This window comes from Alcaligenes faecalis (genome assembly GCF_002443155.1).
GTDB lineage: Bacteria > Pseudomonadota > Gammaproteobacteria > Burkholderiales > Burkholderiaceae_B > Alcaligenes > Alcaligenes faecalis.
In genome coordinates this window covers 1,135,715-1,148,268 of the sequence record NZ_CP023667.1, presented here as the reverse complement: position 1 = coordinate 1,148,268, position 12,554 = coordinate 1,135,715, and the positions used below count along the sequence as shown (strand labels likewise).

The window sequence follows — 12,554 nt, the reverse complement described above, 5'->3', positions numbered from 1 at the left end:
GGCAAGCCCATCTCTCTCGCACATACTCTTGCCAGCCTGTTTCGAAACGGTTGCCAACGCTAGCTTGAACATGCCAATCATCAAGCTAGCGATATAACAATCTGTTTAAGCACCAATTCCATACTGCCTCCACCGACTGTCTGACCGGGGCTGAACGATTGCGCACCAGATAGAAATCCGGCCCCAAGGTCCCTGCCGCCGCCACCTGCACTAAACGCCCGGCGGCCAGATCCATTGCCACAAAGGCCTTGCACGCCAAGGCCACACCTTGACCCGCCATCGCGGCGTCCAATGCCAGCGTGGTCTGGTTGAATACTGCGCCCGGCAACTTGCTGCTGGTTTTCAAGAAGGTAGCCCAATGCCCTTGAGCGTCATGCAATAAAGGCAAGGCACGCAGTTGTTCACTGGACAAAGGAAGCGTCATATTCCCCACCAAACGAGGGCTGGCTACGGCCACTAAATCCTGACGAAACAATAACTTGGCCTCCAGGTCCGCCGCAAAAGGCGGGCGAGTCAGGCGCACGGCAATATCAACCTGATCGCGCTCAAAATCCGACAAGGCTTCCGTTGCCACGGTACGTAGCTCCACATCGGGCAAGGCCGCCTGCAAATCCCCCAGGCGAGGAATCAGTAATTTGGCAGCGACCGTAGGCGTAACGCTGATCGTGACCGTATCGGGGCGTACCAACAAGCGCCCTGTTGCATCGGCCAAGGTATCAAAAGCACGAGTCACCTCGGCCAGATAGGCCGCGCCCGCTACAGTCAGTTGCAGCCCACGCGGGTGACGCTGAAACAGCGCCAGCCCCAGATGTTCTTCCAAGGCCCGGACTTGCTGGGCGACAGCACCTTGAGTCACGCCCAGCTCATCCGCTGCGGCACGGAAACTCAAACGACGACCAGATACCTCAAAAGCACGCAAGGCATTGAGCGGAGGCAAGGAGCGGCGGGATTTAGCCATATTCTGTCAGTAGTTTCTCTACACCCTTGAAGGCTTATTTATCGCATGATTTTTCTGCTTCAGGCTGAAATAATAGTATCAATCTCAACACACGGAGACTCTCATGACTGTAGAAAAAGTAGCACTTATTAGCGCAGGCGGCTCGGGCATGGGCGCCGCAGCGGCCCGCAGACTGGCTCAAGATGGCTACCGCGTCGCCATCCTGTCCTCGTCCGGCAAGGGCGAAGCCTTGGCGAAAGAGTTGGGCGGCCTAGGTCTGACAGGATCGAATCAATCCAACGAGGACCTGCAGCGGCTGGTGGACCTGACCATGCAACGCTGGGGGCGTATCGACGCCCTGGTCAGCTCCGCCGGACATGGCCCGCGCGGCCCGGTTCTGGAGATCAGCGACGAAGACTGGCACACAGGCATGGATGTCTACTTTCTGAATGCCGTACGTCCAGCTCGCCTGGTGGCACCCATCATGGCCGCGCAAGGTGGTGGGGCTATTGTGAATATTTCTACCGCCTGGGCGTTTGAGCCTGCGGAAATGTTCCCTACTTCGGCGGTATTCCGCGCCGGGCTGGCCAGCTTCACCAAGATTTTTGCGGACAGCTATGCAGCCAAGAATGTACGCATGAACAACGTGCTGCCTGGCTGGATTAATAGCCTGCCCGCGACCGAAGAACGGCGAGAAAGCGTGCCTATGGGACGCTATGGCAAAGCCGAGGAAATCGCGGCGACGATTGCGTTCTTGTTGTCGGATGGCGCAGGCTACATTACGGGCCAGAACATCAAGGTGGATGGTGGGCTGACCCGGTCGGTGTGAACTAGCTAAATCTGCTTAGACTGCGGTGTTCACGCTAAATAAGGGGGTTAACGCGCTTGCCCGTGCCACGGAACAAGCTTGGCCTGTAAACGACGCAAGCCGACTTCAAGCACAAACGCCACCAAAGCGATAAGCAGAATCCCCGCCATCACCACATCGGTTGCCAGAAACTGCCCCGCTGACTGAACCATGAATCCCAGCCCACGCGTGGCAGCCACCAGCTCCGAAGCCACAAGGGTTGACCACCCTACTCCCAGCCCAATGCGCAGGCCCGTCAAAATATCAGGCAAGGCACTGGGGATGATGATGTAACGCAGCAGCTGAGCACGCGTCGCCCCCAGAGATTGAGCCGCACGCAATTTCACCGGATCCACATTACGCACCCCGCCCGCCGTCGCAATCGTGATCGGCGCAAAAATCGCCAGATAAATCAGCAGCACCTTGGACAACTCGCCAATCCCAAACCAGATCACGATTAGCGGCAAATACGCCAGCGGCGGGATCGGACGATAGAACTCGATCAAAGGATCCAGAATGCCCTGGGCAATACGATTACGGCCAATCGCAATACCCGTAGGAATCGCCAACAGAACAGCCGCAATCAATGCCAAGCTGATCCGCCACAAACTGGCTGCCAAATGCTGCTGCACCGTGGCATCCATATAGCCCACCGAGAACAAACGAAAAACACGACTCAGCACAGCCTGGGGTGAAGGCAGGAACAGCGGGTCCACATAGCCCCATTCGGTAACGGCCCACCACAAGAACAGCACCCCACTTAAAGTGAGCAAACTGATCACAGCAATAGAGACTTGCCGAGGCTTAGTGGACGCTGATTGATGAGGCTTGGACTCGCCACCCACGCTTAAAGACGAAGCGCCCGACAAACCAGCCATATCGCCTGCTTGCAGAACCTCGCCAGCGGCAGAGGATTTCATGAATAATCTCCTAAATTCAGGACGAAGCCGCAACGGGATGCGCCGAGAACACATGCTCCAGCACACGCTCCCGCGCCGCGATGAACTCTGGTGAGGACTTCACCTGACGCACCGGCTGCCCATCGGTGTAACGTCGCCCAAAATCCAGGGTCAAACGCTCCACCACCTGCCCAGGCGTACCGCCCAAAATGATCAGATCGGTAGCCAGAAACACGGCTTCTTCAATATCGTGAGTAATCAGAAAAACAGGCTTGGCGCTGCGCTGCCAGACACTCAGCAAAAGCGTCTGAGCCTGCTCTCGGGTAAAGGCATCCAGCGCCCCAAAAGGCTCATCCAGCAAGAGCACACGCGGGTCTGCCGCCAGAGCGCGAGCAATACCCACCCGCTGCTTCTGACCACCAGACAATTGCCAGATACGGCGCTGCTCCAAGCCCTCCAGCCCCACCAAAGCCAATTGATGACGCGCCACAGCCTGACGCTGCTTCCTGGACTCACCTCGTAACGTCAAACCAAAAGCCACGTTCTCCAGGACCGTCTGCCAAGGCAACAAGGCATCATCCTGAAACACCACGCCGCGATCAGCCCCAGGGCCGCGCACAGGTTCGCCATCCAAGGTAATCGTTCCAGCGCTAGGCAAGGTAAAGCCCGCGATCAGATTCAACAAAGTAGTCTTGCCACTGCCTGAAGGCCCCAGCACCACCACCAACTGCCCCGGCCCCAGTTGCAGCGACACGTCTCGCAGCGCCAGATGATCGGCGCCGGGATAACGTGCGCTGACGTGATTCAGTGTTAACTGCGCCATCAGAATTACTTGGCCTGCGAGGCAGCCGCCTCGACATATTTGCTGGTGGTGTAACCCGTGTAATCAGGCAAGACCTCGTCGATACGGCCCTGCTCCTTCAAGAAGGCGGAGGTATCGGCCAAGGCTTTGGCGGTAGGCTGACCCAAGGTCTTGATCTGATCAGCCGCAGATAAAAAGCCGCTGCCTGCCAGGACATTGGGGATTTCTTGAGGCGTCGCGCCAGTCAGACGGGACAGCTTGCCAATGTTGTCGGCATTGGCAACCCAGGCGGCAGGATCACGTGTGTAGCTCTCATAAGAAGCCAAAGTGACACGAGCAAAAGCCGACACAATATCCGGGTGTTTTTCCGCAAAATCCTTGCGCACCAACCACACATCAAAGGTCGGCGCACCCAACTTGGCCAGCTCGCCAGAACTGATCAGCACCTTGCCGCTTTCCTTGGCCTTACTCAAGGCCGGGTCCCATGTATAAGCACCATCAATATCACCACGAGCCCAGGCCGCTACGATATTGGCCGGAGTCAGATTGATGATATTGACCTGCTTGGGGTCGATCTTCCAATGCTTGAGCGCAGCCAGCAGACTGTAATGACTGGTCGATACAAAAGGCGTGGCAATCGTCTTGCCGATGAGATCTTGCGGAGCCTGAATGCCCGAACCGTTACGCACAACCAGCTCTTCGCTGGTGCCCAGTTCGGCAGCGATCAGGAAAGTCTCGATAGGTAACTTACGGCTGGCCGCAGCAGCCAAGGGGCTGGAGCCTAAATAGGCAATCTGCACATCGCCGGAAGCGACGGCATTGATGACTTCAGCGCCACCATCAAACTTGCGCCAATCGATTTTCGCGCCGGTTTCTTTTTCATAAACACCGTCTGCCTGAGGCACGTTCGACGGAGTGGGAATAGTCTGATAGGCGACCGTCAGGCTGGTAGCCTGGGCCGTCAAAGATACGACGCTGGCCGCCAAGGCCAGGCCCAGATGCTGCAGAGTTCTCGTCAACGACATGGAGCATTCCTCGATTATTTTTGCGGCCCGATAAGCCGTTAGGTCGAGAAATCAGGATAGACAAAGCAAGGCGGCAGGCAAAAGAACGATTTCGCTTATTGTTAGTGCGTGAATTTATGAGGTCTGTAAACACAGCATTTGGGCACCTGCACCAACTACCGCATAAACCATGCCCCTATTCCACTAGACCGCCCCCACCACCCTTGTCTGACAGGAGTGGTGGGTAACAAGATAAAGGCTTAAAGCCATTAATTCGAACGGGCCGCTAGAGCCTCCCGTTCAGGCAAGGAAGAGGGCCACCCGCCTGCCATCGCCTTATACAAGGCAACCGCACTGAGCATGGTACGGGTACGCGCCTCAGCCAAGGCATCCTGGGCAAGCAGTTGCGTGCGCTCTGCATCCAACACCTCCAGCAAACCGGCAGCCCCAGCCTCAAAACGAGTACGGGCAATACGCGCAGCCAGTTCGCTATCAGCAGCAGCACGCTCCAGATGGGCGTCCTCAATACGAGTACGAGCATGCAGGACCAAGGCATTCTCGGTTTCCTCCAGGGCCAGCAATACGGTTTGGCGGTACCGCGCCAAGGCCGCTTGCGCATCGGCATCAGTAGCCGCGATGCGTGACTGCACACGGCCCACATCCAAGAAAGACCAATCGATGCCCAGTACCACCAGGCGCGTCTCACTCTCTCTGGAGAACAGCTGGCTGCTATCAATGGCATGACTCCCTATCAAGCCACCCAATGTAAAGCGTGGAAACAAATCGGCTGTCGCAACGCCAATCCGTGCCGTTGCTGCATGCAAGCGCGCCTCGGCAGCGGCAATATCAGGACGACGACGCAACAGTTCCCCCGGTGAGCCTGCATCCAGGCGCGCTGGTACAGGCATCCCCTGGAACGGAGTCAACTGCTTGACCAAGGCCAAGGGCTGACGGCCCGTCAGAACGGCTAGACGATGCATCTGCACGGCAGCCTGGGCTTGCAAAGCCGGAATACGCGATGCAGTGGTTTCTGCCTGCGCACGCAAACGCGCGGTGTCAAACTCCGTGCCGGTACCAGCATCCAGCCGCTGTTTAACCAAGGACAACGTATTTTGCTGATTAAGCAGATTGGCTTGTGCCACCAGCAGCCTGGCCTGCGTACCCCGCAATTGCGTATAACTCTGCATGACTTCGCTCACAATCAGCACCTGCAAGGCACGCAAATCCGCAGTACTTGCGAAGGTATCCGCCTGACCGGCTTCAATCAGGCGACGGACACGACCAAATACATCCAGTTCCCAGCCAGCAACAAGACTGGCCTGCCAATTCTGATTGTCCCGGCCCGAAGCGCTGACACCGGGCATTTGATCGACACTGCTACGGTGATGCCCTGCCTCTCCCTGTGCCGTCACACTGGGCAAAGCCTCCAGCCGCGTATTGCGTAACAAGGCCTGCGCACGGTCCAGTCCAGCCAGAGCCGCACGCAAATCGTAATTGGTGCGTAAGGCATCCTGCACCAGCCCGGCCAATAAGGGATCGCCCAAGCCCTCGACCATGACTTGATCCGCACTCTGTGACAGCGGCACATCCTGCTTATCGGACAGAGTCGTTCCAAACTCATCCGGGATCGTTGTATCCGGTTGCTGGTGGTCAGGACCCACTGCGCAGGCGGCCAGGCACAGCATAGCAAGAGTTGAGGCAGTCACGCGCCACAGTCGTCGGACCGATAAAAAACGGAGCACACGTCTGGCGCGACTTGTGGGAAAAAAAGCAGTCGCAAAGATAAGTTTAATCATGAGATACCTGTATAGGAGCCTGAGCGCGCTGCACCGATGAACGGCTGGCAAGCTTACGCAGTGCGACATAAAAGGCAGGAGTCAGGAACAGGCCAAATGCCGTCACTCCAACCATGCCTGCAAATACGGTAATACCCGTGGCTGCGCGCACCTCGCTGCCGGCTCCCGAGGACACCATCAATGGCGCCACACCGGCACAGAACGCAATGGACGTCATCACAATAGGACGCAGACGCAGACGGCAAGCCTGCAAGGCAGCATGCACAATATCCAAGCCTTCCTGCTCCAACTCACGAGCGAACTCGATAATCAAAATCGCGTTTTTACAGGCCAGACCCATCAATACAACCAGTCCGACCTGAACAAATACGTTGTTATCGCCGTTCGTTAACCACACGCCAAACAAAGCCGCCAACAGGCACATCGGCACAATCAGAATGACCGCCAAGGGCAATGTCCAGCTCTCGTACAAAGCGGCCAGAACCAGAAAAACCAACAAGACCGCCATAGGAAACACGATCATGGCAGCACCACTTTGGTTGGCCTGCTGATAACTCAGGTCACTCCACCCAATCCCCATGCCTGCCGGCAGGACCTGACTTGCCAACTGCTCGACATACGCCATCGCCTGACCTGACGACAAGACACGCGGATCCGCATCGCCCAACAAATCAGCCGCAGGATAGCCATTAAAGCGAATAACCGGATCGGGGCCATACGTACTTTGAACCTGCAATAGCGAGCCAATCGGGACCATCTCGCCCTGATCATTGCGAGTGCGCAAGCGGCTAATATCTTCAGTACTGGCACGAAAAGCGCCATCAGCCTGGGCGATTACTTGCCAGGTTCGGCCAAACATATTGAAGTCATTGACGTAAGACGAGCCCAAATACGTTTGCAAAGTATCAAACAGCTCGGTCAGCGGTACGCCTTGCGCCTTGGCCTTAATACGATCGACCACCGCATCCAATTGAGGGACATTCGCCTGATAGCTGCTGATGGGATAAGCCATTCCCGGCGTCTGGACCACAGCCCCCTGGAAAGCCTGAACCGCCTGCTGCAACGATCCGTAGCCCAGTTGCTCTCGATCCTGAATAAACAGGGACCAGCCAGACCCATTACCCAAACCTTGAATAGGAGGCGGCATAAAAGCAAAAGCCAGACCTTCTTGAATCTCAGCAAACTTTTGATTCAGCTCTGCAGAAATATCCTCTGCGCTGCGACTACGCTCGGAAAATGGCTCCAACACATAGAACACCACACCATTATTAGGCGTATTGGTGAACTGCAATGGATTCAGGCCTGGAAATGCGATTTCGTTGGACACACCATCAACCTTCATGGCGATCTCAGTCATACGCTTGAGGACCACATCGGTGCGTTCAATAGACGCCCCCTCGGGCATCTTGACGCCCGCAATCAAGTATTGCTTGTCTTGAACGGGGATAAAACCAGACGGCACGAGATTGAACATCAAGCCCGTTGCAGCCAACAAACCCACATACACCACCATCACTACACCACGACGGCCCAATACACGGCCAATGCTGCTTTGATAGCGCTCAGCGCTACGCTGAAACATGCGGTTAAAAGGAACAAACAACCAGCCAAAAGCCCGATCGATACCACGGGTCAGGGCATCTTTGGGAGCGTCATGCGGCTTGAGTAATCGCGCCGCCAACGCGGGAGACAAGGTCAAGGAGTTCAAGCCCGAAATCGCCACAGAAATAGCAATGGCCACAGCAAACTGCTTATAGAACTCGCCAATGACTCCATCCAGAAAAGCCATAGGAATGAATACGGCGCACAACACCAGTGTGATGGCGATAATCGGACCTGAAACTTCCCGCATTGCCAGATGGGCAGCCTGCAAGGGAGGTTCGCCATTCTCGATATGGCGCTCAACGTTTTCCACCACCACAATGGCGTCGTCCACCACAATACCGATCGCCAGGACCAAACCGAACAGCGTCAGGGTATTGATTGAAAATCCCAATACATGCAGCACCGCAAACGTGCCGATGATAGACACCGGAACCGCCAGCAAAGGAATGATGGAGGCACGCCAGGTCTGCAAGAACAGGATCACAACCAAAATCACCAATAGCACGGCCTCCAGCAAGGTAGTGATTACGGATTTGATGGAATCACGCACAAAGACCGTGGTGTCATAAATGGACTGGATCTCAATGCCCGGCGGCAACTTCTGGCGGATATCTTCCATTTTGGCTACAACTGCATCGCGAATTTCCAGGGCATTAGCGCCCGGGGCCTGAAAAATACCAATGGCTGACGCGCTCTTGCCATCCAAACGTGCTCGCAAGGTGTAATCGCCCGCCGCCAACTCAATCCGGGCTACATCCGCCAGTCGCACAATCTCGCCAGCCGCACCGCTCTTCAACACAATATCGCCGAACTCCTCCACGCTTTCTAAACGGCCTTTGGCATTGATCGGCAATAAGAAATCACTGGGATTTGGCATAGGTTCGGCACCTAGCTGACCAGCCGACACCTGAATATTCTGTTCACGTACGGCACGCAGAACATCGCTGGCCGTCAAACCACGCGCAGCCACTTTGTCCGGGTCCAACCAGATACGCATGGCATAGTCGCCCCCGCCAAACTGCTGAGCATCCCCCACCCCCGGTATGCGCGCCATTGCGTCCTTAACATGCAGGCGCATGTAGTTACGCAAGTACAAGGTGTCATAACGATCGTCTTCGGCGGTCAAATGAACCACCATCAAAAATACGGGCGACTGCTTTTGAACCGTCACCCCTTGCCGGCGTACATCCTCGGGCAAACGTGCCTGAGCCTGGGCAACCCGGTTCTGCACCTTGACAGCGGCATCATCCGGGTCTGTGCCGGGTTCGAAGGTAACGGTCATTTGCAATACACCGTCCGAACCCGCCACCGACTTCATGTACATCATGTTTTCCACGCCGTTAATAGCTTCCTCCAAAGGCGTCGCGACTGTTTCCGCAATCACCTTGGGATTGGCGCCAGGATAGACAGTGCGCACCATCACGGCCGGTGGCACGACTTCCGGATACTCACTGATTGGCAGGGAGGGAATCGCAATGAGCCCGCCGATAAATATCACGATCGACATGACAGCCGCAAAAATCGGCCTATCGATGAAAAATTTTGAAAAATTCATGAAAATGTCCTGTGCATCGGCAGCCATTGAACGATGTGCCGACCTCATAAGAGAACGTGAATCAGCCAGGCATCACCGCGAGTGCGGAGGCGGCTTGCGGCACGGGCGTGCCGAGAAGCTGGGCCACAGCAGGCGAATCGACCAAAGTCGGCGACACCGCCATGCCGGGCATGGGAACTTTTTGATGACCGCTGACAACAACTCGGTCGCCTTCAGCCAGCCCCTTCTTGATCACGCGCAGTCCCTGAACAATGGGCCCCAGCGCAATATCACGCCGCTGAACACGGTTGTCCTGATCTACGATCAACACATACTTACGGTCTTGATCCGTCAGTACCGCCTTCTCATCGATCAACATGGCTGTGTACGCTTGGCTACCCCCTAACTGCACACGAGCAAACAGGCCAGGGGTCAGTACGCCATCCGGGTTAGGCAACACAGCTCTGGCCCGCAAGGTGCCCGTAGCGGGGTCAACATGGTTATCAATAAAGTCCACATAGCCCGCATGCGGATACATCTCATCCGAGGCCAGCCCAACTTGAACAGGGCTTTGTGTCGTGCTGCGTTGCCCGTCCCGAGCTTGGCGTGCATAGCGCAGCCATGTACTCTCGTCCACGTCAAACAGCACATGCACAGGGTCCTGAGACACTACCGTCGTCAAAACCGTCTGGTTGGCTTGGGCCAGATTACCCGTCGTCAGGAAAGCACGGCTGGCACGGCCTGTGATTGGCGAACGCACTTCGGTATATTGCAAATCCAGCGACGCCGCCGCCACCGTGGCCTCAGCAGCACGGACAGCCGCCAAGGCCTGTGAGGCCGACGCATTGCGGCTATCGAACTCTTCACGAGAAATCGCCTTGGACTGCACCAGCACTTTAGCCCGCCGTTGCTGCGTCACCGCAAACTGCGCATTACTGCGTGCACGCGCCAGTTCTGCCTGAGCCTGATCCAAGGCCGCACGATATGGCCGTGCATCAATCACAAACAGAAGATCCCCTTTGCTGACAGTTTGCCCTTCCGTGAAAGCGACATGATCAATGTAGCCACTGACGCGCGCGCGCAGTTCCACAGAGTCAACTGCTGCCACCCTGCCGGTGAATCCCTCCCATGGCTGAATCGGTTGAGCCGCTACCGACATGATGCTGACAGACGGAGCAGGCATGGCTTGATCAGATGCTGCCTGGCTATAACAAGCCGTCAGCAAAACAGCCGACAAGACCAGGGAGGCAGGAGCAAGCCATCGACGAGACCGTGTGACGAAATTAATGGAGCGAGTGTGATGAGACATCAAGGCGACATCCTGTTTAAAGCAGAAGGAATAAGGCGACGAATCGGTGGCAGTGGCGCAGGCGTAGATCTACCAGGAGTCAGCGGCAGGATTATCCCGTTTTCGATTGTCCCTCTGCTGGGATAGTTTCTCCCAGCAGTGGGACATTGAGCCTCAGCCAGGTAGCGATAGGAGAATTGGGGAACGGGTAGCCAAGCTCCGGATTGCACGATAAATGGCCCGGCCCCCACCTGCCGGATACGATGTTCTGCTTTCACATAACCCCCTGTTAAACCTGAATATATTTTTAATGATGAAAAGTTTTTCAGCAGGCTTAAGTGAACTCTTCCCGTGGCGTTGACAGCCTCTTGGACAATGACGGGCAACTCATTCGGGCACTTCCCTGCATCCAGGTTGATACTCTACAAGTGAACAACTGAATTGATTAGTCATGAATTAAGGGAAAGATTGTCCTTCAGGTGGGCTAATATAGGCGTTTTTCTCGGATTCAATTCCCATGTCTCACGATCTGAATGACACACTTATCTTCGGCAAGGTAGTCGAGCACGGCAGTTTTATCGGAGCGGCCAAGGCCCTGCGCCTGCCCAAAACAACGGTCAGCCGTAAAGTGCAGGAGCTTGAAGCCAGGCTGGGCGTGCAGTTATTGCATCGCACTACACGCCGTCTGGGTTTGACAGAGGCGGGCAACGTTTACGTGGAATATGCGCAACGCATTGCACGCGAACTGAACGAAGCTGAAAGCGCCGTCGGCCAGTTGCAGGCCGGGCCGCGAGGTTGGCTACGGTTTTCTGCCCCCTACTCCATCGGTATCGACAAAATCGCTCCGTTATTAGGCGAGTTCCATATGCGCTACCCTGAAGTGCGCGTTGAAATGCTGCTAAATAACGAGCAGGTCGATCTGATCGACAATGAGATTGATCTGGCCCTGCGCATTGGCGATCTACCCGACTCCACCCTGGTCGCACGCAAGCTGGGGGTCCTGACCACACAGGTATTTGCGGGCAATGCGTATATCACTCGATACGGCGAGCCCTCACATCCTGATGAGCTTTGGCATCACCGCACTATCGCGATGAGCAAGAACCGCAATGGCAATGACTATCAATGGACACTGGACGACGGCACTGGAAAACGTGCGTTTCCCATCAATCCTATTCTGGTTGCCAATGATCCGGCGGCCTGGAAAGGCGCTCTTTTATGTGGAGAGGGTCTGATCATCGGTGCGGATGTGATGGTCAAATCATATGTCGAGCACGGACTAGTCAAGCGGGTCCTGGCAGGCTGGAGCGGTGGCGAATACACATTGAATGCCGTATTTCCAAGAGGTCACGGACAGTCTCCGAAGGTAAGGGTATTTGTAGACTTTTTGCTCGAACGCCTTAACCTGGAAATTGACTATATGTCGGCGTATTGCCCGTTGATGCAGAAGGACGAGCAGGCGTCGGTCGCTGCAGCACCTCCTGAGCTGAAAAGGCGGACCAGCGCCGATGATTTGCAGGCCATCGAAATCGGCAAGTGCATTCCGGAAGTAGCGACCCTGCCCTGAGCTGTTAATTAAGCAAGCCAGCAGCCGGAACGCACCGCTCAGGTCCATGCCGATTTTAGGGTAGCCTCTCAAGTCATTAGAAACACAAAAGGAGCGCCTACCGCGCTCCTTTTAGCAGAGTGAATTGGGCTGCTGCCTATCCTACATAGATGACCATTGGCCCATTTAGAAAAATCATTGGTGTACGCTGACATCAATCACGTTTCTTTTTGCCAGCCAAGCCATCGACTAAACAACACAGCCCCTCCCCTAGCAGGCTCTTGCTCTAATCCAGA

Annotated in this window: 9 protein-coding genes; 2 read left to right on the top strand and 7 right to left on the bottom strand. The window is 55.8% G+C overall.

From position 1 onward, the window contains the following. Window positions 1-85: 85 nt before the first annotated feature. Window positions 86-958 carry a LysR substrate-binding domain-containing protein gene (locus CPY64_RS05270; RefSeq protein WP_042489146.1) on the bottom strand — a complete coding sequence of 291 codons (873 nt, stop codon included), beginning with the start codon at window positions 956-958 and terminating at the stop codon, window positions 86-88. Window positions 959-1,061: 103 nt separating this feature from the next. Between CPY64_RS05270 and CPY64_RS05265 the strand changes: the two genes are divergently transcribed. After that, entirely contained in the window at window positions 1,062-1,766 is a 705-nt protein-coding gene (locus tag CPY64_RS05265; protein WP_042489149.1) for an SDR family oxidoreductase, read from the top strand. A gap of 47 nt (window positions 1,767-1,813) precedes the next feature. On the opposite strand, the gene tauC is transcribed toward CPY64_RS05265, so the two are convergent. The 6 genes from tauC to CPY64_RS05235 form a co-directional block, all read right to left on the bottom strand. Beyond that, a complete protein-coding gene (gene tauC / locus CPY64_RS05260) occupies window positions 1,814-2,704 on the bottom strand; it encodes a taurine ABC transporter permease TauC (protein WP_226791334.1) in 891 nt (296 codons plus the stop codon). A gap of 16 nt (window positions 2,705-2,720) precedes the next feature. Then, window positions 2,721-3,506: a taurine ABC transporter ATP-binding subunit gene (gene tauB / locus CPY64_RS05255; RefSeq protein WP_042489153.1), complete on the bottom strand. Its 786-nt coding sequence runs from the start codon at window positions 3,504-3,506 to the stop codon at window positions 2,721-2,723. A gap of 5 nt (window positions 3,507-3,511) precedes the next feature. Next, window positions 3,512-4,510, bottom strand: a complete 999-nt coding sequence (gene tauA / locus CPY64_RS05250; RefSeq protein WP_042489154.1) for a taurine ABC transporter substrate-binding protein — start codon at window positions 4,508-4,510, stop codon at window positions 3,512-3,514. 248 nt (window positions 4,511-4,758) lie between these two features. Continuing rightward, window positions 4,759-6,174, bottom strand: a complete 1,416-nt coding sequence (locus CPY64_RS05245; protein WP_042489156.1) for an efflux transporter outer membrane subunit — start codon at window positions 6,172-6,174, stop codon at window positions 4,759-4,761. A 103-nt stretch (window positions 6,175-6,277) separates the two neighbouring features. Next, window positions 6,278-9,445, bottom strand: a complete 3,168-nt coding sequence (locus tag CPY64_RS05240) for an efflux RND transporter permease subunit (RefSeq protein ID WP_042489177.1) — start codon at window positions 9,443-9,445, stop codon at window positions 6,278-6,280. Between the two features lie 61 nt (window positions 9,446-9,506). Next, on the bottom strand, window positions 9,507-10,733 hold the full coding sequence (locus CPY64_RS05235) for an efflux RND transporter periplasmic adaptor subunit (protein ID WP_042489158.1): 1,227 nt from the start codon (window positions 10,731-10,733) through the stop codon (window positions 9,507-9,509). Between the two features lie 496 nt (window positions 10,734-11,229). Between CPY64_RS05235 and CPY64_RS05230 the strand changes: the two genes are divergently transcribed. Further along, window positions 11,230-12,279: a LysR family transcriptional regulator gene (locus CPY64_RS05230; RefSeq protein ID WP_042489160.1), complete on the top strand. Its 1,050-nt coding sequence runs from the start codon at window positions 11,230-11,232 to the stop codon at window positions 12,277-12,279. Window positions 12,280-12,554: the final 275 nt, after the last annotated feature.